We start from the raw sequence: 25,078 nt of genomic DNA on the forward strand, positions 1-25,078 counted from the left end.
GTCCGGGGATAGCCTCCAATGGATATGAACGAAATCAAAGAGATCTTCTTCCAGGAATGCGAGGAACAACTCGCCGAACTGGAATCGGGTCTGCTGAAGCTCAATGATGGCGACCGCGACCCGGAAACGGTCAATGCCGTTTTCCGTGCGGTGCACTCCATCAAGGGTGGCGCCGGCGCCTTCGGGCTGGACGACCTCGTCTCCTTCGCGCACGTGTTCGAGACGACCCTTGATTGCGTTCGTTCCAATAGGCTCGATCCCGGACCGGAAGTTCTGAAGGTGATGCTGAAGTCGGCCGACGTACTCGCCGACCTCACCAACGCTGCGCGCGATGGCGGCAGCGTCGACGAGGCGCGCAGCCGCCAGCTGATCAAGGAACTCGAGGCGCTCGCAAACGGCGAAGTTCCACAGGCGTCGGCAGCGCCGGCCGAACCGGTTGCCAAGCCCGTCGCTGCCGTGGCTCCGCCGCCGGTCAACGACGAAGGCTTCCAGCCGGTCGCCTTCTCCTTCGATGACTTCGACGCGGCTGAAGAGCCGCCGCTGATGGAAATGCCCACATATGAGATCGTCTTCAAGCCGAAGTCCGATCTCTACGCCAAGGGCAACGAGGCAACGCTGCTTCTGCGCGACCTCTCGCGCCTTGGCGAGATGAGCATCCATTGCGACATGGGCGCACTGCCGACGCTCGATCGGCTGAGCCCGGAGAGCGCCTATTTCTTCTGGAAGATCTCGCTCAAGACCGACAAGGGCGAGGACGCGATCCGCACGGTTTTCGAATTCGCCGAGTGGGATTGCGACCTGGAAACTTCGCTGGTCGAAGACGAGGCGACGCAGTCGGGCGAAGAGCTGCCGATGCAGCCCGTTCCCTTCGACCTGTCGATCCTTGACGACGAACCGGCGGTATCGGTCGGTGTCGTCGAGGAAGAAGAACAGCTTGCCTCCCAGCAGCAGGATCGCGACGCCGCGGTTTCAGCCGCCGGCACGGCCAGCAACGTGCTGCAGATGGCGCAGTCCGCCGCCCGCGCACCGGCTGAGAAGGCAGCTCCCGCGGCCAGCGCCGCCGCCCAGAGCGCTGCCGCCCAGCAGGCCGCCGCGTCGGCTGCAACGCCGACCATTCGCGTCGATCTCGATCGCGTCGACCGCCTGATCAACCTTGTCGGCGAACTCGTGATCAACCAGGCGATGCTCTCGCAGAGCGTCGTCGAGAACGACACCAACGGCACGTCCTCGATCAACATGGGCCTCGAAGAGCTGCAGCAGCTCACCCGCGAGATCCAGGATTCGGTGATGGCGATCCGCGCCCAGCCGGTGAAGCCTGTCTTCCAGCGCATGTCGCGTATCGTTCGCGAAATCGCCGACATGACCGGCAAGTCGGTCCGCCTGATCACCGAAGGCGAGAACACCGAAGTCGACAAGACGGTCATCGACAAGCTCGCCGAGCCGCTGACCCACATGATCCGCAACGCGGTCGACCACGGCCTCGAAACGCCGGAGAAGCGCCTTGCCGCCGGCAAGAGCGCCGAAGGCACTGTGCGCCTGACGGCAAAGCACCGTTCCGGCCGCATCGTCATCGAGCTTGCCGACGACGGCGCCGGCATCAACCGCGAGAAGGTGCGCCAGAAGGCGATCGACAACGACCTGATCGCCGCCGACGCCAACCTCTCGGACGAAGAGATCGACAACCTGATCTTCCACGCCGGCTTCTCGACGGCCGACAAGATCTCCGACATCTCCGGCCGCGGCGTCGGCATGGACGTGGTCAAGCGCTCGATCCAGGCGCTCGGCGGTCGCATCAACATCTCCTCGAAGCCGGGCCACGGTTCGGTCTTCACCATGAGCCTGCCGCTGACGCTCGCCGTTCTCGACGGCATGGTGGTCACCGTCGCCAACCAGACACTCGTCGTGCCGCTAACTGCGATCGTCGAAACGCTGCAGCCGGAAGCCGCAGCGATCCATTCCTTCGGCTCCAACCAACGGCTGATCTCGATCCGCAACTCCTTCTGCCCGCTCGTCGACGTCGGCCGGATCCTGAATTTCCGTGCCATCCAGGCGAACCCGGTCGAAGGCGTCGCCCTGCTCGTCGAATCGGAAGGTGGCGGCCAACGCGCCCTGATGGTCGATGCGATCCAGGGGCAGCGCCAGGTGGTGATCAAGAGCCTCGAGGCCAACTACACCCACGTGCCGGGTATCGCCGCCGCGACCATTCTCGGTGACGGCCGCGTGGCGCTCATCCTCGATGTCGACGCGATCGTCGCCGCCTCGCGCGGGCATTCGCTGAAACCTGAAATGTCACTGGCTGCAGTCGGATAATGACAATGACCTATGCCGCAAAAAATCTGACCACGGACGGACGGGAGCTGATCGCTTTCCGCGTCGGCGATCAGGAATTCTGCGTAAACATCATGCAGGTGCGCGAGATCCGTGGCTGGACGCCTGCGACATCCATGCCGCATGCGCCATCTTATGTGCTCGGTGTCATCAACCTTCGCGGTGCGGTGTTGCCGATCGTCGATCTCTCGGCCCGGCTCGGCATGACACCGGCCGACCCGACCGTGCGTCACGTCATCATCGTCGCGCAGGTCAAGAGCCAGGTCGTCGGCCTTCTGGTCGACGCCGTCTCCGACATCCTGACGATTACAGACGACAAGATCCAGCCGACGCCGGATGTCATCTCGTCGGAGTTCGAAAAGAGCTTCGCGCGCGGTGTGCTTGCGATCGAAGGCCGGATGATCTGTCTCATTGAACTCGAAGCGATCTTCCCGCAGGAAGAAAGGGAAGCCGCATGAGAAGTCAGCCCATCGCTGAACAGAAACTGTCGCCGGACGAGTGCCTGGCGAGCGGCGAGTATCCGTTGACCCGCCGCGATCTTACCGAGATCGCTGCGATGATCTATGCGGATGCCGGCATCTATCTCAACGAGACCAAGGCGTCGCTTGTTTATTCGCGGCTGTCGAAGCATATCCGTAATCTCGGGCTCAAGGGCTTCCGCGAATATTGCCAGCTGGTCGCTTCGCCCGCCGGTGCGGCCGCGCGGCGCGACATGCTTTCGCATCTGACCACCAACTTCACGCGGTTCTTCCGCGAGAACCATCACTTCGAGCACCTGAAGACCGACGTGCTGCCGGAGCTGATCGCGCGCGCTAAGGCCGGCGGCCGGGTGCGCATCTGGTCGGCCGCCTGCTCGGACGGCCAGGAGCCCTATTCGATCGCACTGACTGTCCTGTCGCTGCTGCCGAATGCGGCCGACTACGACTTCCGGATCCTGGCAACCGACATCGACCCGAAGATCCTGGCGCTCGCCCGCGCCGGTGCCTACGACGCAACTGCGCTCGAAACCGTCAATCCGGCCATGCGGAAGCAATATTTCTCCGAGGTCAACAGCGGCGGCCGCTTCAAGTGGCAGGTCGACGATCGGGTCAAGCGGCTGATCACCTTCAACGAACTGAACCTGATGGCGCAATGGCCGTTCAAGGGGCCGTTCGACGTTATCTTCTGCCGCAACGTCGTCATCTATTTCGACGAGCCGACGCAGATGAAGATCTGGTCGCGCTTCGCCGGCATGCTGAACACCGATGGTCACCTTTATATCGGCCATTCCGAACGGGTGTCCGGTGACGCGAAGGCGCACTTCGACAACATCGGCATCACCACCTACCGCCACACCGGCAAATTTCATGGAGGACGGGCATGACCACTCCCGCTCGCGTTCTCGTCGTTGACGACTCCGCCACGATGCGTGGCCTGATTACAGCCGTGCTCAACGCGGATCCAGACGTGACCGTCGTCGGCCAGGCGGCCGACGCCATGGAAGCGCGCCAGGCGATCAAGCAACTCGATCCCGATGTCGTCACCCTCGACATCGAAATGCCGAACATGAACGGCCTCGAATTCCTCGACAAGATCATGCGGTTGCGGCCGATGCCGGTCATCATGGTCTCGACGCTTACCCACAAGGGCGCTGAAGCCACGATCGCAGCACTCGAGATCGGCGCCTTCGATTGTGTCGGCAAGCCGCATCCGGGCGATCCCCATCCCTTTGCCGGCCTCGTCGACAAGGTAAAGGCGGCCGCCCGCTCGCAGCGCAAGTTCATCATCACCGGCAATAAGGTCGCGGCGCCGGCTCCGGCCAATGCGAATACGGCGTCCGAGTACCGGGCCGGCCGCAAGATCATCGCCATCGGCGCCTCGACAGGCGGCGTTGAAGCCCTGATCACGGTGCTCCAGAAGTTCCCGGCCAATTGCCCGCCGACGGTCATCACGCAGCACATGCCGCACACCTTCACCAAGAGCTTCGCGGAGCGGCTGAACCGTCTCTGCGCGCCGGCGGTGCAGGAAGCGACGGACGGCGCGCGGCTCGAAATCGGCAAGGTCTACCTGGCGCCCGGTGGCGAGCGCCATCTGCAGGTCGCCAACCCGACGGCACCCTGCTGCCGCCTGGTGGACCGCGACCCGGTCAACGGGCATCGGCCTTCGGTCGACGTGCTGTTCGATTCGGTCGCCGAGCTTGCCGGACGCAATGCGATCGGTGTCATTCTGACCGGCATGGGGCGCGACGGCGCCTCCGGTCTCCTGAAAATGCGGCATGCCGGAGCAAAGACCTTCGGCCAGAACGAAAAGACATGTGTCGTCTACGGCATGCCGAGAGTCGCCTATGAATTGGGCGCCGTTGAAACCCAGCTCCCCCTCGGATCCATCGGGGAGGAGGTCCTGAAAGCAGCGGCGCTCCGCAAGGAAGGAAGCGAATAATGTCCATCGCCGAAAAAATCAAAGTTCTGATCGTCGACGATCAGGTGACGAGCCGCCTGCTCCTGGGTGACGCCCTGCAGCAGCTCGGCTTCAAGCAGATCACCGCCGCCGGTGACGGGGAGCAGGGCATGAAGATCATGGCTCAGAACCCGCACCACCTGGTGATCTCCGACTTCAACATGCCGAAGATGGACGGGCTCGGCCTGCTGCAGGCGGTCCGCTCCAACCCGGCGACCAAGAAGGCGGCCTTCATCATCCTGACGGCCCAGGGCGACCGTGCCCTGGTTCAGAAGGCAGCGGCCCTCGGTGCCAACAACGTTCTGGCCAAGCCCTTCACCATCGAAAAGATGAAGGCTGCGATCGAAGCCGTATTCGGGGCGCTCAAATGAACATGGAAGCCGCCGGCAAGCGCGTGCATGTCATCCAGGGTGAGTACAAGGTCTTCAACGATCCGAACATCGTGCTGTCGACCATTCTCGGTTCCTGTGTGGCAGCCTGCATGCGCGATCCCGTGGCCGGCGTCGGCGGCATGAATCACTTCCTGCTGCCAGGTTCCGCGACGTCGCCCATGTCCGGCGGCGACGCGACCCGCTACGGGGTCCACCTCATGGAATTGCTCATCAACGGTCTCCTGAAACAGGGCGCCCGGCGAGATCGTCTCGAAGCCAAGATCTTCGGCGGCGCCAAGACGATCGCGCGGTTTTCCAATGTCGGCGAACAGAACGCCGCCTTCGCGCGCCAGTTCCTGCTCGACGAGGGCATACGCATCGTCGGCGAGAGCACGGGCGGCGAGCACGGCCGCAAGCTCGAATACTGGCCGTCGTCTGGCCGCGCCCGGCAATACGCCCTGACCGGCGTCGAGACGCAGCGCACGGTGCAACTGGAGGAACGCCCGATCGTCGCGCCGAAGCCGGCCGAAAGCTCCATCGAATTCTTCTGATGCTGCGAGGCAGACGCCTCGCAGGCCTGAAATACGACTTCTACCGCAGCCCCGAGCCACGTGAGACATACACATGCAGACCGACTACCTGGGCCACATGCCGCACGTGGAAGAAGCGCTCCCCGAAGTGCTGATGCGCATCGTCACCGAATTGCATGACGTCGCCTATCTGATCGAGCGGATCGAGCCGCAACTGGCCGGTGACCACGGCGCCGATGCGCTTGCCAATCCCGACAAGATGATGGTGCTGCAGGGCATCGACCTTGCCGTGCAGAAGACCCGCGGGCTGGCCGAGTTCATCGACACGATTACCGCATCGATCCCGGACGCCTGGATGGTCGACGTCACCACGGCCGTCAATCTGGTAAAGCTTGCCGATATGAAAAAGGCACTTGGCAACGGCATGTTGCGCCACGGCCACTCCCAACCGCTGACGAAGGCGGCCGGTGATTTCGAAGCGTTCTGACGCTCCCAGAGAGCCTCGCAGGACGCGGGTTCAAGAAACATCCTATTAAAATCAATGGCTTGCTGTACAGAATTCTGACGCGGCCGCGACTTTGCGCGCAGGTTTGGCTGCGTCCGACGGTCCTTTTCGCCCCAGTGGATAAGTTTTGCGGCGGCGCCTCCGCCGCTTCGGTCGGGCGCATCAAGCCAAGTTCGCGCAAGTTTCGTTTCCTACGGTCCGGATCGGGACTGGTGGATTCGCGCGCATTGGAAGTCGATACTCGGCATGTCGATACCCAGAAAACCCGAATGTTGGAACTGCGCAGGGCGCTCGGCCGATGATCGGCCCGTTGACCTTGCGATACTGGGTGCGGAAACAGAATGAGTCTGTTGGATCAACTCTCGACGTTCACGAAGAACCTGAGCAGTCTCGGGCAAGGCAAGCTTATCGCGTTGGCGGCGGCTGGCATTGTCGCGGTCGGCATGGTGCTCGGGGCCGGAATTTACGTCAACAGACCCTCGTTCGAGACGCTCTATGTCGGGCTCGAACGCAGTGATGTCACCCAGATCAGCATCGCGCTGGCCGAGGCCAACATCGACTTCAATGTCGGGGCTGACGGCGCTAGTCTGCAGGTTCCCGTTGGCATGACCAGCAAGGCGCGCCTGCTGCTCGCCGAGCGTGGCCTGCCGAGCAGCGCCAATGCCGGTTATGAACTCTTCGACAATGTCGGCTCGCTCGGCCTCACCTCCTTCATGCAGGAAGTGACCCGCGTGCGTGCCCTCGAAGGCGAAATCGGCCGCACCATCCAGCAGATTTCCGGTATCGCCGCCGCCCGCGTCCACATCGTGATGCCGGAGCGCGGCAGCTTCCGCAAGGCAGACCAGAACCCCACCGCCTCGGTCATGATTCGCGCCAGCGCCACGGTCGGCCGCAGCGCCGCCGCTTCGATCCGTCATCTCGTCGCCTCGTCCGTGCCGGGGCTCGACGTCGATGACGTGACCGTGCTCGATTCGACCGGGCAGCTTCTCGCATCGGGCGACGATCCGGCCAACAGCGCCCTCAACCAGTCGCTCGGCGTCGTCCAGAACGTCCAGACCGAGCTTGAGAAGAAGATCGACAACGCGCTCGCTCCGTTCCTCGGCATGGACAACTTCCGTTCGAGCGTCACGGCACGTCTGAACACCGACACGCAGCAGATCCAGGAAACGGTGTTCGATCCGGAATCGCGGGTCGAACGCTCTACCCGCGTGACCAAGGAAGAGCAGAAGTCCAGCCAGCAGCAACCGGACAATGCAGCGACGGTGCAGCAGAACATTCCTCAGGCCGCCCCGAAGGGCGGTGCCGGCCCGCAGTCGAGCGACCAGGCCGAGAAGAAGGAAGAGCAGACCAACTACGAGATCAACAGCAAGACGATCGCCACCGTCAAGAACAGCTATACGGTCGAGCGGCTCTCCGTTGCCGTCGTCGTCAACCGCGGCCGCCTGGCAGCGATGGTCGGCGAACCGGCCGATCAGGCCAAGATCGACGCCTATCTCGCTGACATGCAGAAGATCGTCGCTTCGGCTGCCGGACTCGATACCAACCGCGGCGACGTCGTGACCCTGACCGCCATGGACTTCGTCGAGACGCAGCTGCTCGACCAGGCGGTTGCCGGTCCGGGTGTGATGGAGACGCTCACTCGCAATCTCGGCGGTATCATCAACGCGCTCGCCTTCATCGTCGTCGCCTTCCTGGTGGTCTGGATGGGCATGCGGCCGCTGGCACGCCAGCTCGGTCTCGGTGCCGGTCAGATCCAGGGCGAAGCAGCCGGCCTCGAACTGCCCGACTTCTCTCCGGCCAATGCCGGTGCCGGTGGCGCGCTCATGGACGGCTTCGGCTCGGACTTCGGCTTCGACAGCACCGACGACCTGCTCAGCATGGGCGACGACAGCGGCGGCTTCAACCGCCGCGTCAAGGAAGGGCCGGAGCGGCGCCTGGCCCGCATGGTCGAGATCAGCGAAGAGCGCGCGGCGAAGATCCTGCGCAAGTGGGCACTCGACAAGGCGGCCTGACACTCAGAAAACAGCTTTGGAATTTCTTGCAAATCCCGCCCTCGTGGCGGGATTTTTCTTGTCCCCGCTGCCTGTGATCGCGCTTGCGGTGGATTTCGATGTTCGGAGCAAATATTGCGGGAGTCCGGCCGCCGGTTTTCATCTGGCTTCAAAATTGCTTCAAGTTTCGAAGGGAGCTCGCGTGAGTCCCGGTGGAATCCCGGATGGTAATATTTTAACGATATCTTAATTTATAGATTCCGCGCGCCCGCATGACGTGCATTGTGCTGTGTCATCTACTATGACGGATTCGAGCAATACAGAGTTCAATCGAAATATATCTTTGTTATGGTCGAAATTAATTCTATGTCCTTCACAATTTATATATCGGTAAAATGAGCGTTGTCTGAAAATAGGCTGGTGCATTTGAGCAACAGCTATGAAAACAAAGTATAATATCGCGCGAATTCGAAATTCTCTGTACGCGAAGAACCGTCCTTTTTTGGGATGAAATTCCGGTATTTTCCACTTGCAACGCTGCATTGGATCCCGCCTGAGGCGCGGAAATTGCGGATTTTCAGGAGAAAAATCTCTGTTTTTCAATGTGTTGCGATGCCGCGCCGGTTCTGGCAGTGGCGCAGGGGCGTTGGCAGGGGTGACTGATCGCGAATCGCGACATGCCAGCGGCACGAAGTAAATAGCCAGAAGACGGCGATGTTTTTTTTCTCGCGTCGATGTACATTTTTAGCAGTTGATTCGTGTCCTGATCTGCGACTGGTGGTGATATTCGGCTTCGGCCGGCTGTTGGCGGCGGCAGCGCAAATGCAGTTCCGGGATGTGGATCCGGCACAGGGGCTGAACTCATGGACATTTCGCAAGCAGACATTGCTGTCTGGCCTTTGCCGACGGCACCGACACGCGCACGCGGCGGCGGGTTTTCGCGCGAGCAGCTTTTGCGACGACTGGGCGAAGTCGCCGGGCGCGGTGCTCTCGGAAGCGGCCTTTCGGCGCTGACGGAATATGTCGGCGCAAGCCATTATCTGTTGGCGCGCTATGATCTGTCACAGGACAGCGGTCTCGACCATGTGGTCTGCTCGGACTGGCCTTTCGACGTCGTCCGGCGGCTTTCCGGCGTGATCACCGCGCTTCATGCCAAGACCACCGAACTGGAAAAGTGCCTCGCGGTGTTGCAGCCGTGTTTTCATGCGCTGCCAGACAATACCGAGCTTCCGCGCGGCATCAGCCGCGAATATTGCGCGATCACCTTCAATGTCGGGCGCCTGCGTTTCTCCCTGATGCTCCTGGTCCCGGAAGACGTGATCCTGTCGCAGGAGAGCCTGCGTGACGTGACGTTGCTGGCGGGCTATCTTGCAAGCTTCACCACGCGCGCCGAAGTCCGCCATGACCGCGATTTCGAGCTTACGGAGCGCGAACTCGAGTGCCTGTTCTGGATTGCCGAAGGCAAGACGAGCGAAGAGATCGCGGTGATCCTCGGCATTTCGCGCAACACCATCAACAACTACATCACCAGCGTCATGCGCAAGACTGCGACCAGGACGCGGTCGGAAGCGATTGCCTACGCGGTGCGCAACAATCTTGTGTAAGGGACGGGCGCGATGACGCATTTTCTTGGCGGCGGGCGGATCGAGGACGAGCAGAAGCTCGCGAGGAACGGCAACCGCGCCGCGCGAGCGGCCACCTTGGTCACGCGCCTGCAAGCCATGCAGCGTCAGATCAACGCCAAGCACTTTGCAGTCCTGCGGCTCAACGGCAAGGGAACCGGCAGCGCCCGAAAGCTCACTTGCGTCCTCGACAACTGGGGCGTCGCTGCCGAAGCGAACGCCCATGATCTCGTCAATGCCTATGGCGAAGAACTCGTCGCTCATCTCGACCAGTCGCTGCTGCCGGTCCTTTGGGACGGCGCCGGCGAGCACCAGGCGGCAGAGCTTTCCGAGCTGGCGCCTTTCGCGCATCGCCTGAAGGGCCGCAAGCTTCCCTATTCCGGCATCGCCTTTCCCGTCAGGCTCGGCGCCCAGGGCAACGGCTATGTCGTCTTCGCAGGCAGTTATGTGGATGCCTCCACCGAGCAGGTGGTCGATCTGCACGGCCGCAGCTGCATGATCATGACCGATCTGCTGGCGGCCGACGAGAAGCGTGTCGCACCGGCGGAAACCTTGAGCGACCGCGAGATCGCCTGCCTGCAGATGGCGGGCGACGGTCACATCAGCGAAGAGATCGCCGAGCGCATGGGACTTTCGGTCCACACGGTCAACGCCTATCTGGGCGCGGCGACGACGAAGCTCGATTCGGTCAACCGCATCCAGGCGATCGCCAAGGCAATCCGCCTCGGCTACATCAGCTGACTCTGAACTAGACGGATCGCTCCGGCCTTTTGAGCAGCGGCGCCGACGGAATTTAACCTGCCAGCGTCAATCGCACGTCCGCACGAGACCCGTCCGAGCGGTGCTTTCAGCTCGCCAGCGGCAACTCATAGGACTTGATGAATTTCGCCTCTGCCAGGCTCCGAGCCAGGAAGGCCGTGTTCTCGTCCGGGTCGGACGAGGGGTTCTGGAAATTGATGTGGCTGATCTCGATCCCGGCCGTCTCGTTGCCGAGCGACAGGCGGACATAGATGGTCACGCCGCGGGGTTTCAGTTCGAGGTCGAGCACGATTTCCGGCTCGCTGTCCCAATCCAGATTGTAGTTGCCGCCGAGGCCGAAATTGACCGTGCCGGGCAGAAAATAGAGCTCCGCTGCCGATTCGACGAGGTCAGCGAGGCTGGCATAGGACTCGAACCGCAATAGCGCGATGAAATCGGCGGCGTCGATGAGACGCAGTTCGGTCGCCACGGGGCGAATTGCTTCAGCTACGATCTGTTCCCGCTTCTCGGAGAATTCGCACTTTTTCATCGGAGTTATGTCATCCGTTTTGGTTGCGACGCATGCACCCGGTGAATGAGTTCGGCAACAGCCTTGTAAAACACCGGTGGAATCACACTATCGACCGAGACTTGTGCAAACATGGAGCGTGCAAGCGGCGGATCTTCGAAGACCGGAACACCGTTTTTCTCTGCAATTTCACGGATTTTGAGGGCAACCAGGTCCTGGCCCATTGCGACGACCACGGGGGCGTCGCTCTCCTCGCGGACATAACGCAAGGCGACGGCATAGTGGGTCGGGTTGGCGATGACGAGCGTGGCGCGCGGCACAGACGAGATCATGCGCTTGCGCGCCCGGTCGCGCTGCATCGAGCGCAGGCGCGATTTGACGATCGGGTCGCCCTGCGCCTGTTTCATTTCCTCCTTCACTTCCTGCTTGGTCATCATCAGTTCGGTGTACCAATGGTGCCGCGACCAGAAGAGGTCGGCGATCGCCAGCACAGCGGTCGACAGCAGAATGACGATCATGATCTCGTTGAGGTCGCTCGCCATCGTCGAGAACATCGTGACCGGATCGGAAAACATCAGGTCGAGCGTGGCGAAATAGTCGTTCCAGAGCACCAGAACGACGACGACTGACACGATGATGATCTTGAACAGCGACTTGCCGAATTCGACCAGGCCCTGGATGCCGAAGATCCGCTTGAGCCCCGCCATCGGCGAAACCCGATTGAGCTTTGGCTGGATGCGGTCGAGAACCGGCACGGGCAGGTTCTGGAAGATGGAGGCGCCGACGCCGAAGACGATGAGCAGGACGAAAGCCGGGACAACCAGGGCTGTCGATTTCCAGATAAGATGGGTGATCAGTGCCACGACGTCGGTGGCGTTTTCCAGCCGCCAGGCCTCCGGTTGCTCGAAGATATCCTTGAGCGCCTCGGTGAGGGTGGCGACGCCGTCGGTCAGGAAGAAGACGAAGAAAATGTAGATCGCGAGCGTCGATGCGAACATCGTGGCTTCACGAGAAAAGGGCACGTTACCCTTTTCGGCGGCGTCGGAGATCTTCTTCTCTGACGGGGCTTCTGTTTTGCTGTCTTTATCCTGATCGTCCGACATGAGACAGGACGGCTCCCGGTTCCTCTACAGCGACGCGCGTCCGGCGGACATACGCCCTGCATTGTGCCTCCTGTAGTGGACCGAGCGCGGGAACCAGGCAAGAGTTGAGCCCCGGCATTCGCCGGGGCTCAACAGAAATTACCCTTTGGGGAGCGGTAGCCCGGCCGCTTTGTGCGGCTCGTCAGACGGAGGCAGGCCTCAGGCCGCCTGCACGTCCTTTTCCTTGAGCTCGAGCTGTCCGTTCGCAGCCAACCTGATGGCTTCCTGCGTGATCGAGCGGCGTGCGATGGCGATATCGCGCGGGTTGATGCCGGCATCGCCCATGGCGAGATCGGACTCGATCATGCGGCGCTGGCGCGCGCCGATCGAGGCGAGTACCGATTCGCGCAGTTCCGACGTCGAGCCGCGCAGCGCCATCGTGATGATGTCGGTCGACACGTCGTTGAAGAGCTGAACGCGGCTGCGCTGCGGCATGTAGAGCACGTCATCGAAGAGGAAGATCTTCGGGCGTACCTTGTTGGCGGAGGCGGTGCTGAGGGATTCGAGCGAGGCGAGCAGCGTATCGACCTGCGGCTTGTCGAGTTCGTTCATCACCTCGGCGATCTTGGCCGGGCCCGCCGAATTGCGTTCCGCTTCCATCTCGCCGATCATTTCCATGACGCGGTTTTCGATGATCGCAGCGGCCTTCGGGTTGACGTCCTTCATGTTGACGGCGCGCTTCAGGATGTCCGGGCGCTGTTCTTCCGACAGCTGCAGCAGCACCTTGGCGCCGAAGCTGGAAGGCATCATCGACAGCACGTAAGCGATCGTCTGCGCATGTTCCTTGGCAAGCTGGACGGAAACGGCAACCGGGTCGCACTCCTGCAGGCGATCCCAGATGTTGGCTTCGTAGGACTGGAAGGTGGCGCGTCGGCCGAGCAGGCCATCGACTTCGTCCGGCGTCAGGCCTTCTTCGAGAATGCTCTCGATCGCCTTGGCGTTGTCCATGAGGCCGGCACCCTCGGTGAAGAGGTCTTCGAACTCGTTGACGAGCGCTTCGAGCTCATGCGGCGGAATGGCGCGCAGCGACTGCGCCGAGGCGATGATCGACTGCAGCTCGCTCTGGGTGAAGAACTTCAACAGCTTGCTGGCGACGCCCTTGCCCATGGCAAGCAGAACGGCCGCTGCCTTGTCCGTCTGGCTGAGCGGCCTTGATAGCGCCTGAGCCTCGAAACTTTCGAAATCCATCATGGATTCATCCTTCGCCCAATCATTGGGCCCTACGACTTCTTATTGCCCTTGATCTCGATGAGTTTGACGCCGAAGCGGGTATCGTCGCCTTCGAGAACGGTAATTTCGCCACGGCCGATCACGCGACCGTTGACCATGATCTCCACCGGCTCGCCGATGCGGCGATCCAGCGCGATCGTTGCGCCTTCGCTGAGGTTCATGAGGCCCGAAACCTGCATCCGGCTCGAGCCGAGCACGATCTGGACGTCGATCGGAATGTCCATGATCAGGTCGAGATTGGCGTTCATGCCGCTGCCGGGCGGTGTATCGACGGCCACATCAGCGCTGTCGAAGGACGTCGCGGCAAAATCCGTGCCGCCGAAGTCGCTCGTCGCGGCCGCGCCGCCGAGGTCGGCGCCGAAGTCGCTGGAGCCGAAATCGCCGCCGAATGCGTCGAGGCCGCCAGCGGCCGGTGCGCCAAAATCACTGCCGAAATCGGTCGTGCCAAGCGTTTCGGCGCCGAATTCGGAGCCGAAAGCATCAGGCGTGTCGGAATCCTGCTTCAGGACACCGCGCAGGTCATTGATCGCCTGGTCGAGTTCCATGTCTCCGACAGCGACTTCGGCCTGTTCGTTGATGGGTGCTTTTTTGGGTGCCATGTGAGAACTATTCCAGTTGAAGCTTGCCTCAGGCATGCTGCGAGCGCGCGGCAGGCCGATTTAACTCATGATGTGGCGAAGGATGTCCTGTTCGGATCCGTGCGTATCCTTGACCCGAACCGTGTATTTCGATCCGGCGCGCCCGAATTCGCAGACATAGAGGTCGCGGCCATTGGCGTTGACGTCGACGCGAACGTCCTGGGCGTCGAGGAAGGGAATGACGTCGCCCGGTTGCAGGCGGCTGATCGTGTCGAGCGTCAGGCTTTCGAGCCGGATGCGCGCCTCGATCGTCACCGCCGAACGGCGAACCTGTTCTTCCAGCTGCTCCGTCCACTCGGCCTTCGCCTTGCGCTGCTGTCCGCTTCCCTTGGGGAAGACGATCGTTGTCTTCAGAAGCACGCTTTGCGGAACGATGATCGAGAAGGTGGAAAGCACGGGGCCGAAGCCGATCGTCATGTCGATGGCGCCGGCGTGAACGTCCTCGATCATCGGATCGGGCTTGGCGCGCGCCACGCTGTTGAGCGGGCGTTCGACGATCGGCTCGAAACCGCCGGGGGCATTGACGGCGGTCCTGAGCACGTCGGCGATCTTCTCGAACAGCGGCACGGCCACGTCGATCTCGATCTGGGAGAGCGCGCGCGGCTGCGGCTCTTCGATGCCGGCGGGCTCGGCGCCGAGCAGCGCCTCCACCAGAGCGATGATGATCGGGCTGTCGCAGCCGATCTGAAAGTCCGTGCACCAGTTACGCAGCGAAACTTCGCTGATGAGCACGCCGGTGCCCATCGACGCGATCAATTCGCGGCGCATGCCTGTCCGATGGCCGGCATAGCCGATGGTGATGTCGAGACCCGTCTCCGCTCGGCAGATATCCGGCAGGAATTCGCCGAAGACCTGGCCGAGTTCGAGGGCCAATCGGCCGATCACCCGGTCGTCGCCGAGCGCGCCGGTCATGCGCGCCAGAAGTTTACGGTCGAATGCGTGAACGTTGGAGGTCATCAGATCAAGCCGCCTTGCTTTCGCCGCCGCCACCGGGGTTCATCATTTCCTGCTCGACTGCGTCGATCGACGGACGCTCGTAGGCCGAGATGGTCTTGCGGCCATATTCGAGAGCAACCTGCGGAACCGAACCGTTCATGTAGGCAAGCAGCGTCTGCTTGACGATGATGTAGAGGCGGTTCTGCTTTTCGCGCACCGATTTGACGTTGGCGACCAGCGGCGCGACGATCGAATAGGAGAGAAACACGCCGAGCAGGGTGCCGACGAGGGCAGCCGCGATCTTGGCGCCCAGAACTTCCGGCGCCTCGCTGATAGCACCCATCGCCTTGATGACGCCGAGAACGGCTGCGACGATACCGATCGCCGGGAAGGCGTCGCCCATCGTGTTCAGCGCGTGATAGCACTTCATCTTGTCGTGGGTGATGGTCTGGATTTCCTCGTCCATCAGCGCTTCGATCTCGTGCGAACGGGCGTTGCCGATGATGATCAGGCGCACGTAATCGCAGATGAAAGCGGTCAGTTCCTTGTTCTTCAGAACCGTCGGGGCCGACTGGAAGATCGAAGATTCCTCGGGGTTGTCGATGTGGCTTTCGATCTCGTTGCGCGACTTGGTGCGCAGGTCGCGCATCAGCGAATAGAGAACGCCGAGCGTGTCGAGATATTCGCGCTCTTTCGGCACTTTGTGGCGAAAGGCTTCGCCGAGCGCCTTGCCGGTATCCTTCACCACCTTCATGGAGTTGGCCATGATGAAACCGCCGACGCCGGCGCCACCGATGATCAACAGTTCGAAGGGCTGGTTGAGGACTTCCATGTGGCCGCCCATCGCCAGATAGCCGCCGAGGATACAGCCGAACGTCACAAGAAGCCCGATGATGATATTCATTTTCGATACCTGCCGCGATCTTATTTTCCGCTAACGGGATACGGTTTCATCCTTGCGTGAGGCTGGCCGGTCCTGGCGACAAGGCCACCTGGCGGAACAGGTTCGCGCAAGGCTGTCCGGTCAGGATTTGTCAGGGCAGGCTCAGGGGCTGCCTGTCTCATTCCGGCAGGGGCGGAGCGATCGTGACCACGACCTATACGAGCTACAAGCTGATTACGGCCGACTTGACGAAGTCGCTGGCCCGCGTTGCCGAGCAGCCGGATGTGGCGCGCGAGACCGCGTACTATCTGTCGAAGATCGGCGACGTCAAAACGATCGACGACTTCTTTGCCGATACCCGCCTCTACAATTACGCGATGAAGGCGCATGGCCTGGAAGACATGGCCTATGCCAAGGCCTTCATGCGCAAGGTGCTGACCGAAGGCGTCGACAACGAAGATGCCTTTGCCAACAAGCTGACCGACAACCGCTACAAGCAGCTCGTCGAATCGCTGAATTTTGCCGCCCACGGCGCGGCCGCCACATCCTTCGACCGTGCGCAGAAGGGCGTCGCAGAAAAATACACGCGCCAGACCCTGGAACAGGACGCAGGCGAAGAGAATGCCGGCGTCAGGCTTGCCCTTTATTTTTCGCGCATGGCGCCGACGATCGGCAGCGGCTACGCCATCATCGCCGATGAGGCGATTGCCCAGGTGGCGCGCACGGCGCTGCAGCTGCCCGACGAATTCGCAGCGACCAATGTCGATCGCCAGGCCGAGACCTATGAACAGGCGCTCGATTTCAAGGACTTCCAGGACCCGACCAAGGTAGCCGAGTTTCTCGACCGGTTCACCGCGCTCTGGGAAACCAAAAATTCAACGGACGGTTATGATCCGCTCGCGGTCTTCGGCTCATCGAGCGGCTACGGCATTTCTTCCGATCTTCTCCTGTCCATCAACAGCCTGAAACTCGGGGGAAACTGAGCGTGCAAACCGGTCTTTACGTCGCGATTTCGTCGCAGATGGCGCTTGAAAAGCGCCTCAATACGCTTGCCGACAACATCGCGAACGCCAACACCGTCGGCTTCCGCGGCACCGAGGTGAAGTTCAACGAGATGCTCGGCGACACGAAGCCGACCAAGGTTGCCTACGTCAACAAGGGCGAGGAGTTCCTGAACACCAGCAACGGTTCGCTGACGCGCACCGGCTCGGCGCTCGACTTCGCCGTCAAGGGCGATGCCTGGTTCCAGATCGAGACGCCCGCCGGCCCGGCGCTGACGCGCGACGGGCGGTTCACGCTGACGGATACCGGCGAACTCGTCACCATTCGCGGCTATCCGGTGCTCGACGCCGGCGGCGCGCCGATCCAGCTCAACGGCAACGGCGGCGACATCACCGTCGGCGCCGATGGTGCGCTTCACCAGAACGGTGTCGCGGTCGCCTCGCTCGGCCTTTACGAGGCCGATTTCAGCAAGGGTTTCATCCGTCTCGACAACAGCGCCGTTCAGCCGGCGGCACAGGTCGAGCCGGTCGTCGACCGTTTCGATGTCGGCGTCATGCAGGGCTTCCTCGAGGAGTCCAACGTCAATGCCATTCAGGAAATGTCGCAGCTGATCATGGTCACCCGCGCCTTCGACAACATCACCGCCCTGCTGCGCGACAGCGAAGGATCGCTCGAAGAAGCGGTCAAGACGCTTGGCGGCAGCCGCTAATCTGTGACGGACATCGGCATGCAAAGCGAAGGCCAGAAAACGAGCACAGGATCGACATCTCTGGCGGCACTTGCCGGCCTGGTCGAACGCTATGCCAAACCCGAATTCTCGATCGCGCCCGGCGGTCACGTCCAGACGATCTCGCCTGGCCACTATACGGTGACTGGCCTGTCGCGGCATGTCCGGCTCGGCGATTTCGTCGCCCACAAGAGCGTCACCGGAGCCCATCTCGGCGAGGTCGTTCGGGTCGAGCCGGAGCGGGTGGTCGTCTGCCCGATCGAGCCCGGCGATCCGATCGGCATCCACGACACGGTCATCCGCAAGGGCGCCTTCCGTGTCGCGCCGACCGACCAATGGTGCGGCCGCGCGATCAATGCGCTCGGCGAGCCGATCGATGGTCTCGGACCTCTCCAGCAGGGCGACCTGCGCCGCTCGATCACCAATACCGCGCCGCCGTCGATGACGCGCAAGCGAGTCGAAAAGGGCTTCCTGACCGGCGTGCGCGCGATCGACATTTTTTCGCCGCTCTGCCTTGGCCAGCGTCTCGGCATCTTTGCCGGTTCGGGCGTCGGTAAGTCGACGCTGCTCTCCATGCTGGCGCGCGCCGATGCCTTCGACAAGGTGGTGATCGCGCTGGTCGGCGAACGTGGCCGTGAAGTGCGCGAATTCATCGAGGATACGCTGGGCGATAATCTGGCGAAGTCCGTCGCGGTCGTCGCGACCAGCGACGAAAGCCCGATGCTGCGCAAGATGGCGCCGCTGACCGCCGTCACCATCGCCGAGCATTATCGTGACAACGGCGACAATGTTCTTCTGATCGTCGACAGCGTCACCCGCTTCGCCCACGCGATTCGCGAGGTCGCAACCGCGTCCGGCGAGCCGCCGATCGCGCGCGGCTATCCGGCCTCGGTCTTCACCGAACTGCCGCGCCTTCTGGAGCGCGCCGGCCCCGGCACCGAAGGCGCCGGCACGATCACGGCGATCATCTCCATCCTCGTCGACGGCGACAACCACAACGATCCCGTCGCCGACTCGACGCGCGGTATCCTCGATGGGCACATCGTGCTCGAGCGCAGTCTTGCGGAGGAGGGGCGGTATCCGCCGATCAATCCGCTCGCCTCTATCTCGCGCCTGGCGCGCAAGGCCTGGACCCCCGACCAGGAGAAGCTGGTCTCGCGCCTGAAGGCGCTGATCCACCGCTTCGAAGAGACCCGCGACCTTCGCCTGATCGGCGGCTATCGCCCGGGTGGCGATCCGGATCTCGACATGGCGATCAAGCAGGTGCCGGTCATCTACGAGGTACTGACGCAGACCGCCGGTGAGCGCCCGGCACAGGATGCCTTTTCCGATCTCGCCAACGCGCTGAAGGCGGCGGCGATGGGCAATCAGCCGGGTGCGAGAGCGAGGTGATGACCATGACCGATTATGATGCGGACGAGATGGTGCATCAGCGCAAGCGCAGCCGCATGCCGATGACCGACAAGTTCCTGGCCGCGACCGGCGTGGCGCTTGCCGCTTTCGCGACCTTCTTTCCCTGGTATGCCTTCTTCCACCAGGACAAGTTCACCATGCCGCCTTTGTGGCAGGGCTCGACCCGTGATCTGCCGGAACGCGCCGCGCGCAACGTCGTCTCGGTTTCTCCGCTCGCCATGCCCGACGCGGACGGCGACACCGTGGCCGCCATCGACCAGTTGACGACGGCGACCGTGCCGGGCATCGGCGCTGGTCCGGGACCGGAAGGTACGGCTGCCGAAGAGGGGCTGTCGCAGCCCTTTCCCGGCAAGTCCGGCTTCAAGCTGATGCATGTCGCCAACGGCCGGGCGCTGATCGAGGATGCGAGCGGCATGTATATCGTGCGCATCGGCTCGGTTCTGCCCGACAACACGCGTCTTGCCACGCTCGAGCAGCGGGATGGCCATTGGGTCATGATCACCTCGTCCGGCGAAATGTACCAGGCCAACTGACGTAGACCCGCATTCCTTGCCCGTGACCGCCGCGCCATCTCTGACGGATGACGCGGCTTTCCGTCTTTTGCAGGCAATCTCCGGCAGCAGAGGCCCCGATCCCTTGGGCATCGCTTTCCGACGAAAGTCCCACGCAAGATTACCGGCCTAGGTTCGCATCACCAAGCATGGAGCTTTTGATGCAACCGATTCAGCTTTTCGAACTCGCGTCCCGGCAGGCCCAGTGGCTGACCGTTCGCCAGAACGTGGTGGCCGGCAACATCGCCAATGCGAATACGCCGCACTACAAGGCCAAGGACGTCAAGCCGTTCGAAAGCGTGCTGCAGGACGCCGGCATCCAGATGGCGGCGACCAACAAGATGCACTTCACGGACGGCCTCGCAGCCTCTCAGGTGGCTGAAGTCGGCATGGTCGACGGTGTGCAGATCCAGCAATCCGGCAACAGCGTCGCGATCGAGCAGGAAATGATGAAGACCGGCGAAATCAAGCGCGACTACGAGCTCTCCGCCGGCCTTGTGAAGGCCTTTCACCGAATGATGCTAATGGCGGTACGGAAGTAAGAACCATGGATCCATTGACCTCGGCCCTCAAGGTATCGGCCTCCGGCCTGCAGGCGGAATCGACCCGCCTGCGCATCGTCTCCGAAAACATCGCCAACGCCCGCTCCACCGGCGATACGCCGGGCGCGGATCCCTATCGCCGCAAGACCATCAGCTTTGCTGCCGAAGTGGACCGCGCAAGCGGCGCCTCGTTGGTCGAGATCGAGCGGCAGGGCACGGACGATTCGGATTTCAACATCGAGTTCGATCCGGGCAATCCGGCCGCCAACGAAAAGGGCATGGTCAAGCTGCCGAACGTCAACATCCTGGTGGAGATGGCGGATATGCGCGAAGCCAACCGCGCCTATGAGGCTAACCTCCAGACCATCAAGCAGTCGCGCGACCTGATTTCCCAGACAATCGACCTGTTGAGAGCCTCGCAATAATGATCGATGCAGTTAAATCCCTCGGCGCCTTCTCGGTCACCAAAGAGACCGACGGCACCCACTCCACGTCATCCTCGTCGTCGATCTTCGGCATGCCGGCCGCCACCCAGGGCGTGCCGCAGGGGCAGAGCTTCGCTTCGGTTCTCGGCGACATGGCGAGCGACGCCATCGGCGCCATGAAGAAGGCCGAAGGCATGTCACTCGACGGCATTCGCGGCCAGGCAAACACCCGTGAGGTCGTCGATGCGGTGATGAGCGCCGAACAGTCGCTGCAGACCGCGATCGCGATCCGCGACAAGGTGGTCACCGCCTACCTCGAAATCGCGCGCATGCAGATCTGAAGGAACGAGACATGAAGGCCCTTTCCATTGCCGCCACTGGCATGAACGCCCAGCAGCTGAACCTCGAAGTCATCGCGAACAACATCGCGAACATCAACACGACGGGTTACAAGCGCGCGCGCGCCGAGTTCTCCGATCTGCTTTATCAAACCGAACGCGCCCAGGGCGTGCCGAACCGCTCCAACCAGGCGATCGTTCCGGAAGGCGCGATCATCGGTCTCGGCGTGCAGACGGCGGCCGTACGCAACCTTCACATCCAGGGCAGCATGGTTTCGACCGGCAACGAGTACGACCTGGCGCTGATCGGTCGCGGCTGGTTCCAGGTCGAGACGCCCGATGGCGAGACGGTCTATACCCGTGCCGGCGCCTTCAACAAGAATGCGCAAGGCCAGCTCGTGACGATCGACGGCTACACCGTTGTTCCGGGCATCACCGTTCCGCAGGACGCGACCGACATCGTCTTCACGAGCTCCGGCCAGGTGATGGTGCGCATCGGCAACGACCCCGCCATGCAGGAAATTGGCCAGCTGACGATCGCCAACTTCGTCAACGAGGCGGGCCTCGAGCCGCAGGGCGAAAACCTCTTCAAGCAGACGCCGGCCTCCGGCGACGCGATCGTCGGTACGCCTGCCGATCCGGGCTTCGCGCAGATCAAGCAGAAGTATCTCGAAGCGTCCAACGTCGATCCGGTCAAGGAAATCACCGACCTGATCTCTGCGCAGCGCGCCTACGAGATGAACTCCAAGATCATTCAGGCCGCCGATGAAATGGCGGCCACGGTGAGCAAGAACCTCAGGTAACGAAAGAGGGGGCAAACATGACGTTTCGCCGATCCGCAGACATCAAGGCTTCGAAGGCCGGCCGCGCCAGCGCGCGGCGGCTGGTGGCTGGCGCGCTCTTCGCCGCCGCTTTCCTGTTGCCTTTGGCAGGTTATGCGGAACGGTTGACGGCGGTGATCCCCACGCAGACCATCTATCCGGGCGAAACCGTCGATGCGAGCCGCGTCGAAGTCGTCGACGTCACCAACCCTGATCTCGCCGACGGCTACATCAGAACCCTGGGCGAGATCGACGGCAAGGTCACCAAGCGCACGCTTCTTCCCGGCCGGGTGATCCTCGCGAGCGCGCTTCGCGAGCAATATGCCGTCGAGCGCGGTTCGACCGTGCGCCTCGTCTTTAGCAATGGCGGCCTGACCATCAGCGCTGCCGGATCGCCGCTCCAGGACGCCGCCGTCGGCGAACTGATCCGGGCGCGCAACATCGATACCGGCGTCATCGTTTCCGGAACGGTGATGGCAGACGGCACTGTCCATGTGGTGGCGAAATGAAAATGCTTGCATGCAAATGGTTCCTGTCGCTGGCTGTCGCGTTCTCCATGGCGCTGACGCCCGCCTTCGGCGCATCCAGGATCAAGGACGTCGCCTCGCTTCAGGCGGGACGTGACAACCAGCTTATCGGATACGGCCTCGTCGTCGGCCTGCAGGGCACGGGCGACAGCCTGCGCTCGTCGCCGTTCACCGACCAGTCGATCCGCGCGATGCTGCAAAATCTCGGCATCTCCACCCAGGGCGGCGAGTCCCGGACGCGCAACGTCGCGGCCGTACTGGTGACGGCGAACCTGCCGCCTTTCGCCAGCCCCGGCAGCCGCGTCGACGTGACCGTCGGCTCGCTCGGCGACAGCACGTCGCTGCGCGGCGGCACGCTGGTCATGACCTCGCTTTCGGGTGCGGACGGCCAGATCTATGCGGTCGCGCAAGGCTCCGTCGTCGTCACCGGCTTCAACGCGCAGGGCGACGCCGCAACCCTCAACCAGGGTGTCACGACGTCCGGTCGCGTGCCGAACGGCGCCATCATCGAGCGCGAGCTGCCGTCGAAGTTCAAGGACGGCTTCAACCTCGTGCTGCAGCTGCGCAATCCTGATTTCTCGACCGCCGTCGGCATGGCCGCAGCGATCAACAAATACGCGGCCCAGCAATATGGCGGTCGCATTGCGGAAGCGCGCGACAGCCAGGCCGTTCTCGTCGAAAAGCCGAAGATGGCGGACCTCGCGCGGCTGATGGCCGACATCGAAAACATCGTCATCGAGACCGACGTGCCTGCGCGCGTCGTCATCAACGAACGCACGGGCACGATCGTCATCGGCCAGGATGTCCGGGTCAACGAGGTGGCGGTCAGCTACGGAACATTGACCGTGGAAGTCAGCGAGACGCCGACAGTGGTGCAGCCGCTGCCCTTCTCGCGCGGGCAGACGGCGATGGAACCGAACACGACGATCAACGCGCAGTCCGACGGCGGCACGGTGGCGATCCTCAACGGTTCGAGCCTTCGCTCGCTCGTCGCCGGCCTCAACAACATCGGCGTCAAGCCGGACGGCATCATCGCCATCCTGCAGAGCATCAAGACGGCCGGTGCCCTCCAGGCGGAGCTCGTGCTGCAATGATCGCAAACGACAATCATTCTCTCGGCCGGACCCGCAGGCTGCTGCTCGCTGCGGCGGCTGTCGCGTCCATGCTTTCGATGCCGGGCGCCTTTGCCCAGGACGTCACGGCGCCGCCCGCAAGCGACGCGACCCAGAACGAGATCCAGCAGTTCTGCACCAACATCGCCGACGCCGCGCGCGACCAGCGTTATGTGCTGCAGCGCAAGGATCTCGAAACGCTGCAGGCAAGCATCGACGAGCGCATCGCCACGCTCGAAAAGCGCCGCGAGGAATACGAAGACTGGCTGAACCGCCGCAACGATTTCCTGAAACAGGCGGAACTCAACCTCGTCGGTATCTACAAGACGATGAAGCCGGACGCAGCCGCCGGCAAGCTTGAGATGGTGAGGCCCGAGATTGCCGCCGCCATCGTCATGCAGCTGCCACCGCGCCAGTCATCGCTGATCCTGAGCGAAATGAGCGATGAGAAGGCGGCGATCCTTACCAACATCATCTCGAGCGCCAGCGACCCGAACACCTCGAAGGAACCATCATGAAAACGCGTCTAACGGCTATACTGACCGGGGCCGCCCTCCTTGCGGGATGTCAGAACCAAGCGCTCAACGAAATCGGCCGCGCGCCGTCGATGAGCCCGATCGGCAGCGGTCTGCAATATTCGCAGACGCCGCAGCTCGCCATGTATCCGAAGCAGCCGCGCCAGATGGTGAATGGCTATTCGTTGTGGAACGACCAGCAGGCAGCGCTCTTCAAGGACGCGCGCGCGATCAATGTCGGCGATATCCTGACGGTCGACATCAAGATCAACGAAGGCGCAACCTTCGACAACAAGACGGACCGTAGCCGCAAGAACTCGAGTGGCTTCAACGTCGGCGCCAGCGGCAAGTCTCAGACGAGCGATTTCGGCTGGTCCGGCGACCTGAAATACGGCTCGAATACCAAGACCGAAGGTGACGGCACGACGGAGCGTTCGGAAAAGCTGCGGGTGCTCGTTGCCGCCGTTGTCACCGGTGTTCTCGAAAACGGCAACCTGTTGATCAGCGGTTCGCAGGAAGTGCGCGTCAACCACGAGCTGCGCATCCTGAACGTCGCCGGTATCGTCAGGCCGCGGGACGTCGATGCCGACAACGTCATCTCCTACGACCGCATTGCCGAGGCGCGCATCTCCTATGGCGGCCGTGGTCGCCTGACCGAAGTGCAGCAGCCGCCCTACGGCCAGCAGTTCATGGATCTATTTTCGCCGATCTGATCGGCAGGGAACGGCAAGATGGAAGAACTCGATTCCAACGCTCCGAAGCCGCCGTCGAAGGTGCTGACCGTCGCGGCCATCGCCGTGCTGACGCTGGTTGCCGGCGGCGGCGGCTGGCTGGTCGGCGGCCTGCTCGCACCACCGCCTCCGAAGGAGCAGGTGGAAGCGACCAAGGAGCCGGCCGCCAATGCGACCGGCGAAGAAGGCCTGCCGAAGGTAGCGACCGAAGCGAACGGCGTCGTCCAGCTCGACCCGATCACCACCAACCTTGCCTATCCCTCTGAAAACTGGATCCGCCTGGAAGTGGCGCTGCAGTTCGACGGTGTGCCTGACCCCAAACTCGCCGAGCAGATCCACCAGGATATCGCCGCCTACCTGAAGACCGTTTCCCTGCAACAAATCCAGGGACCACGCGGCTTTCAATATCTCCGGGATGACATCCAGGAGCGGGTTGACCTGCGCTCCGATGGGCGCGTAACCAATGTGATGTTCAGAACCTTCGTCATCCAATGA

At 62.4% G+C, this 25,078-nt stretch carries 29 protein-coding genes; 23 read left to right on the forward strand and 6 right to left on the reverse strand.

Translation table 11 applies throughout. The annotated features are described in order from the left end of the window. Positions 1–18 precede the first annotated feature (18 nt). From IB262_RS14115 to IB262_RS14160, 10 genes are all read left to right on the forward strand, one after another. On the forward strand, positions 19–2,310 hold the full coding sequence (locus IB262_RS14115) for a chemotaxis protein CheA (RefSeq protein WP_060581895.1): 2,292 nt from the start codon (positions 19–21) through the stop codon (positions 2,308–2,310). Positions 2,311–2,315: 5 nt separating this feature from the next. Continuing rightward, a complete protein-coding gene (locus IB262_RS14120) occupies positions 2,316–2,786 on the forward strand; it encodes a chemotaxis protein CheW (protein WP_034796948.1) in 471 nt (156 codons plus the stop codon). Beyond that, complete coding sequence (locus IB262_RS14125; protein ID WP_060581896.1) at positions 2,783–3,691, forward strand: protein-glutamate O-methyltransferase; 909 nt, start codon at positions 2,783–2,785, stop codon at positions 3,689–3,691. Before IB262_RS14120 ends, IB262_RS14125 begins: the two co-directional genes overlap by 4 nt. Then, positions 3,688–4,746: a chemotaxis response regulator protein-glutamate methylesterase gene (locus tag IB262_RS14130; protein WP_034796943.1), complete on the forward strand. Its 1,059-nt coding sequence runs from the start codon at positions 3,688–3,690 to the stop codon at positions 4,744–4,746. The genes IB262_RS14125 and IB262_RS14130 overlap by 4 nt, the downstream gene beginning before the upstream one ends. Next, positions 4,746–5,135, forward strand: coding sequence for a response regulator (locus IB262_RS14135; RefSeq protein WP_025425902.1), 390 nt, complete (start codon positions 4,746–4,748; stop codon positions 5,133–5,135). The genes IB262_RS14130 and IB262_RS14135 overlap by 1 nt, the downstream gene beginning before the upstream one ends. Next, positions 5,132–5,686: a chemoreceptor glutamine deamidase CheD gene (gene cheD, locus IB262_RS14140; RefSeq protein WP_034796938.1), complete on the forward strand. Its 555-nt coding sequence runs from the start codon at positions 5,132–5,134 to the stop codon at positions 5,684–5,686. Before IB262_RS14135 ends, cheD begins: the two co-directional genes overlap by 4 nt. A gap of 73 nt (positions 5,687–5,759) precedes the next feature. Then, positions 5,760–6,152, forward strand: a complete 393-nt coding sequence (locus tag IB262_RS14145; RefSeq protein WP_034796935.1) for a hypothetical protein — start codon at positions 5,760–5,762, stop codon at positions 6,150–6,152. Positions 6,153–6,511: 359 nt separating this feature from the next. After that, the gene (gene fliF, locus IB262_RS14150) at positions 6,512–8,182 is read left to right on the forward strand and encodes a flagellar basal-body MS-ring/collar protein FliF (protein ID WP_192493677.1); all 1,671 of its coding nucleotides are present in this window, start codon (positions 6,512–6,514) and stop codon (positions 8,180–8,182) included. An 842-nt stretch (positions 8,183–9,024) separates the two neighbouring features. Further along, entirely contained in the window at positions 9,025–9,765 is a 741-nt protein-coding gene (locus tag IB262_RS14155) for a helix-turn-helix domain-containing protein (RefSeq protein ID WP_034796931.1), read from the forward strand. A gap of 12 nt (positions 9,766–9,777) precedes the next feature. Then, positions 9,778–10,524 carry a helix-turn-helix transcriptional regulator gene (locus IB262_RS14160; RefSeq protein WP_060522253.1) on the forward strand — a complete coding sequence of 249 codons (747 nt, stop codon included), beginning with the start codon at positions 9,778–9,780 and terminating at the stop codon, positions 10,522–10,524. Positions 10,525–10,630: 106 nt separating this feature from the next. On the opposite strand, the gene IB262_RS14165 is transcribed toward IB262_RS14160, so the two are convergent. The 6 genes from IB262_RS14165 to motA form a co-directional block, all read right to left on the reverse strand. Further along, positions 10,631–11,071 (reverse strand): hypothetical protein, encoded by a 441-nt coding sequence (locus IB262_RS14165; protein ID WP_043613045.1) that lies wholly within the window; start codon positions 11,069–11,071, stop codon positions 10,631–10,633. Positions 11,072–11,076: 5 nt separating this feature from the next. Further along, positions 11,077–12,153: a flagellar biosynthesis protein FlhB gene (gene flhB / locus IB262_RS14170; RefSeq protein ID WP_034796927.1), complete on the reverse strand. Its 1,077-nt coding sequence runs from the start codon at positions 12,151–12,153 to the stop codon at positions 11,077–11,079. Positions 12,154–12,351: 198 nt separating this feature from the next. Then, entirely contained in the window at positions 12,352–13,383 is a 1,032-nt protein-coding gene (fliG, locus tag IB262_RS14175; protein WP_034796925.1) for a flagellar motor switch protein FliG, read from the reverse strand. A gap of 29 nt (positions 13,384–13,412) precedes the next feature. Then, positions 13,413–14,021, reverse strand: coding sequence for a flagellar motor switch protein FliN (gene fliN, locus IB262_RS14180; RefSeq protein WP_034796923.1), 609 nt, complete (start codon positions 14,019–14,021; stop codon positions 13,413–13,415). 60 nt (positions 14,022–14,081) lie between these two features. Further along, entirely contained in the window at positions 14,082–15,017 is a 936-nt protein-coding gene (locus IB262_RS14185; RefSeq protein ID WP_034797578.1) for a FliM/FliN family flagellar motor switch protein, read from the reverse strand. A 4-nt stretch (positions 15,018–15,021) separates the two neighbouring features. Next, the gene (gene motA / locus IB262_RS14190) at positions 15,022–15,900 is read right to left on the reverse strand and encodes a flagellar motor stator protein MotA (protein ID WP_034796921.1); all 879 of its coding nucleotides are present in this window, start codon (positions 15,898–15,900) and stop codon (positions 15,022–15,024) included. 182 nt (positions 15,901–16,082) lie between these two features. Between motA and IB262_RS14195 the strand changes: the two genes are divergently transcribed. The 13 genes from IB262_RS14195 to IB262_RS14255 all read left to right on the forward strand — a co-directional run bounded on the left by IB262_RS14195 (position 16,083) and on the right by IB262_RS14255 (position 25,078). After that, a complete protein-coding gene (locus tag IB262_RS14195) occupies positions 16,083–16,862 on the forward strand; it encodes a DUF1217 domain-containing protein (RefSeq protein WP_112976000.1) in 780 nt (259 codons plus the stop codon). A 2-nt stretch (positions 16,863–16,864) separates the two neighbouring features. Continuing rightward, positions 16,865–17,590, forward strand: coding sequence for a flagellar basal-body rod protein FlgF (gene flgF / locus IB262_RS14200; protein WP_034796916.1), 726 nt, complete (start codon positions 16,865–16,867; stop codon positions 17,588–17,590). An 18-nt stretch (positions 17,591–17,608) separates the two neighbouring features. Then, positions 17,609–19,000: a flagellar protein export ATPase FliI gene (fliI, locus tag IB262_RS14205; RefSeq protein WP_192493678.1), complete on the forward strand. Its 1,392-nt coding sequence runs from the start codon at positions 17,609–17,611 to the stop codon at positions 18,998–19,000. Continuing rightward, the gene (locus IB262_RS14210) at positions 19,000–19,554 is read left to right on the forward strand and encodes a hypothetical protein (protein WP_060581897.1); all 555 of its coding nucleotides are present in this window, start codon (positions 19,000–19,002) and stop codon (positions 19,552–19,554) included. Before fliI ends, IB262_RS14210 begins: the two co-directional genes overlap by 1 nt. Before the next feature lie 179 nt (positions 19,555–19,733). Then, the gene (flgB, locus tag IB262_RS14215) at positions 19,734–20,114 is read left to right on the forward strand and encodes a flagellar basal body rod protein FlgB (protein ID WP_034797574.1); all 381 of its coding nucleotides are present in this window, start codon (positions 19,734–19,736) and stop codon (positions 20,112–20,114) included. A gap of 5 nt (positions 20,115–20,119) precedes the next feature. After that, entirely contained in the window at positions 20,120–20,539 is a 420-nt protein-coding gene (gene flgC, locus IB262_RS14220) for a flagellar basal body rod protein FlgC (RefSeq protein ID WP_034796910.1), read from the forward strand. Next, the gene (locus tag IB262_RS14225; protein ID WP_034796908.1) at positions 20,539–20,880 is read left to right on the forward strand and encodes a flagellar hook-basal body complex protein FliE; all 342 of its coding nucleotides are present in this window, start codon (positions 20,539–20,541) and stop codon (positions 20,878–20,880) included. Before flgC ends, IB262_RS14225 begins: the two co-directional genes overlap by 1 nt. 11 nt (positions 20,881–20,891) lie before the next feature. Beyond that, complete coding sequence (gene flgG / locus IB262_RS14230; RefSeq protein ID WP_034796905.1) at positions 20,892–21,680, forward strand: flagellar basal-body rod protein FlgG; 789 nt, start codon at positions 20,892–20,894, stop codon at positions 21,678–21,680. Between the two features lie 17 nt (positions 21,681–21,697). Next, positions 21,698–22,207, forward strand: coding sequence for a flagellar basal body P-ring formation chaperone FlgA (gene flgA / locus IB262_RS14235; RefSeq protein WP_112975999.1), 510 nt, complete (start codon positions 21,698–21,700; stop codon positions 22,205–22,207). Further along, on the forward strand, positions 22,204–23,319 hold the full coding sequence (locus tag IB262_RS14240; RefSeq protein ID WP_043613025.1) for a flagellar basal body P-ring protein FlgI: 1,116 nt from the start codon (positions 22,204–22,206) through the stop codon (positions 23,317–23,319). The genes flgA and IB262_RS14240 overlap by 4 nt, the downstream gene beginning before the upstream one ends. Beyond that, complete coding sequence (locus IB262_RS14245; RefSeq protein WP_034796899.1) at positions 23,316–23,855, forward strand: MotE family protein; 540 nt, start codon at positions 23,316–23,318, stop codon at positions 23,853–23,855. Before IB262_RS14240 ends, IB262_RS14245 begins: the two co-directional genes overlap by 4 nt. Beyond that, positions 23,852–24,565, forward strand: coding sequence for a flagellar basal body L-ring protein FlgH (flgH, locus tag IB262_RS14250; RefSeq protein WP_034796898.1), 714 nt, complete (start codon positions 23,852–23,854; stop codon positions 24,563–24,565). The genes IB262_RS14245 and flgH overlap by 4 nt, the downstream gene beginning before the upstream one ends. A gap of 18 nt (positions 24,566–24,583) precedes the next feature. Further along, complete coding sequence (locus IB262_RS14255; protein ID WP_112975997.1) at positions 24,584–25,078, forward strand: flagellar basal body-associated FliL family protein; 495 nt, start codon at positions 24,584–24,586, stop codon at positions 25,076–25,078.

Origin of the sequence: Ensifer sp. ENS02 (genome assembly GCF_014851885.1) — a bacterium.
GTDB classification, from domain to species: Bacteria; Pseudomonadota; Alphaproteobacteria; order Rhizobiales; family Rhizobiaceae; genus Ensifer; species Ensifer adhaerens.

What these genes read in the sequence shown, in the direction of transcription:
- IB262_RS14115 (WP_060581895.1), top strand. Translation starts at nt 19, where the DNA reads ATGGATATGAACGAAATCAAAGAGATCTTCTTCCAGGAATGCGAGGAA.
- IB262_RS14120 (WP_034796948.1), top strand. Translation starts at nt 2,316, where the DNA reads ATGACCTATGCCGCAAAAAATCTGACCACGGACGGACGGGAGCTGATC.
- IB262_RS14125 (WP_060581896.1), top strand. Translation starts at nt 2,783, where the DNA reads ATGAGAAGTCAGCCCATCGCTGAACAGAAACTGTCGCCGGACGAGTGC.
- IB262_RS14130 (WP_034796943.1), top strand. Translation starts at nt 3,688, where the DNA reads ATGACCACTCCCGCTCGCGTTCTCGTCGTTGACGACTCCGCCACGATG.
- IB262_RS14135 (WP_025425902.1), top strand. Translation starts at nt 4,746, where the DNA reads ATGTCCATCGCCGAAAAAATCAAAGTTCTGATCGTCGACGATCAGGTG.
- cheD (WP_034796938.1), top strand. Translation starts at nt 5,132, where the DNA reads ATGAACATGGAAGCCGCCGGCAAGCGCGTGCATGTCATCCAGGGTGAG.
- IB262_RS14145 (WP_034796935.1), top strand. Translation starts at nt 5,760, where the DNA reads ATGCAGACCGACTACCTGGGCCACATGCCGCACGTGGAAGAAGCGCTC.
- fliF (WP_192493677.1), top strand. Translation starts at nt 6,512, where the DNA reads ATGAGTCTGTTGGATCAACTCTCGACGTTCACGAAGAACCTGAGCAGT.
- IB262_RS14155 (WP_034796931.1), top strand. Translation starts at nt 9,025, where the DNA reads ATGGACATTTCGCAAGCAGACATTGCTGTCTGGCCTTTGCCGACGGCA.
- IB262_RS14160 (WP_060522253.1), top strand. Translation starts at nt 9,778, where the DNA reads ATGACGCATTTTCTTGGCGGCGGGCGGATCGAGGACGAGCAGAAGCTC.
- IB262_RS14165 (WP_043613045.1), bottom strand. Translation starts at nt 11,071, where the DNA reads ATGAAAAAGTGCGAATTCTCCGAGAAGCGGGAACAGATCGTAGCTGAA.
- flhB (WP_034796927.1), bottom strand. Translation starts at nt 12,153, where the DNA reads ATGTCGGACGATCAGGATAAAGACAGCAAAACAGAAGCCCCGTCAGAG.
- fliG (WP_034796925.1), bottom strand. Translation starts at nt 13,383, where the DNA reads ATGATGGATTTCGAAAGTTTCGAGGCTCAGGCGCTATCAAGGCCGCTC.
- fliN (WP_034796923.1), bottom strand. Translation starts at nt 14,021, where the DNA reads ATGGCACCCAAAAAAGCACCCATCAACGAACAGGCCGAAGTCGCTGTC.
- IB262_RS14185 (WP_034797578.1), bottom strand. Translation starts at nt 15,017, where the DNA reads ATGACCTCCAACGTTCACGCATTCGACCGTAAACTTCTGGCGCGCATG.
- motA (WP_034796921.1), bottom strand. Translation starts at nt 15,900, where the DNA reads ATGAATATCATCATCGGGCTTCTTGTGACGTTCGGCTGTATCCTCGGC.
- fliI (WP_192493678.1), top strand. Translation starts at nt 17,609, where the DNA reads ATGCAAAGCGAAGGCCAGAAAACGAGCACAGGATCGACATCTCTGGCG.
- IB262_RS14210 (WP_060581897.1), top strand. Translation starts at nt 19,000, where the DNA reads ATGACCATGACCGATTATGATGCGGACGAGATGGTGCATCAGCGCAAG.
- flgB (WP_034797574.1), top strand. Translation starts at nt 19,734, where the DNA reads ATGCAACCGATTCAGCTTTTCGAACTCGCGTCCCGGCAGGCCCAGTGG.
- flgC (WP_034796910.1), top strand. Translation starts at nt 20,120, where the DNA reads ATGGATCCATTGACCTCGGCCCTCAAGGTATCGGCCTCCGGCCTGCAG.
- IB262_RS14225 (WP_034796908.1), top strand. Translation starts at nt 20,539, where the DNA reads ATGATCGATGCAGTTAAATCCCTCGGCGCCTTCTCGGTCACCAAAGAG.
- flgG (WP_034796905.1), top strand. Translation starts at nt 20,892, where the DNA reads ATGAAGGCCCTTTCCATTGCCGCCACTGGCATGAACGCCCAGCAGCTG.
- flgA (WP_112975999.1), top strand. Translation starts at nt 21,698, where the DNA reads ATGACGTTTCGCCGATCCGCAGACATCAAGGCTTCGAAGGCCGGCCGC.
- IB262_RS14240 (WP_043613025.1), top strand. Translation starts at nt 22,204, where the DNA reads ATGAAAATGCTTGCATGCAAATGGTTCCTGTCGCTGGCTGTCGCGTTC.
- IB262_RS14245 (WP_034796899.1), top strand. Translation starts at nt 23,316, where the DNA reads ATGATCGCAAACGACAATCATTCTCTCGGCCGGACCCGCAGGCTGCTG.
- flgH (WP_034796898.1), top strand. Translation starts at nt 23,852, where the DNA reads ATGAAAACGCGTCTAACGGCTATACTGACCGGGGCCGCCCTCCTTGCG.
- IB262_RS14255 (WP_112975997.1), top strand. Translation starts at nt 24,584, where the DNA reads ATGGAAGAACTCGATTCCAACGCTCCGAAGCCGCCGTCGAAGGTGCTG.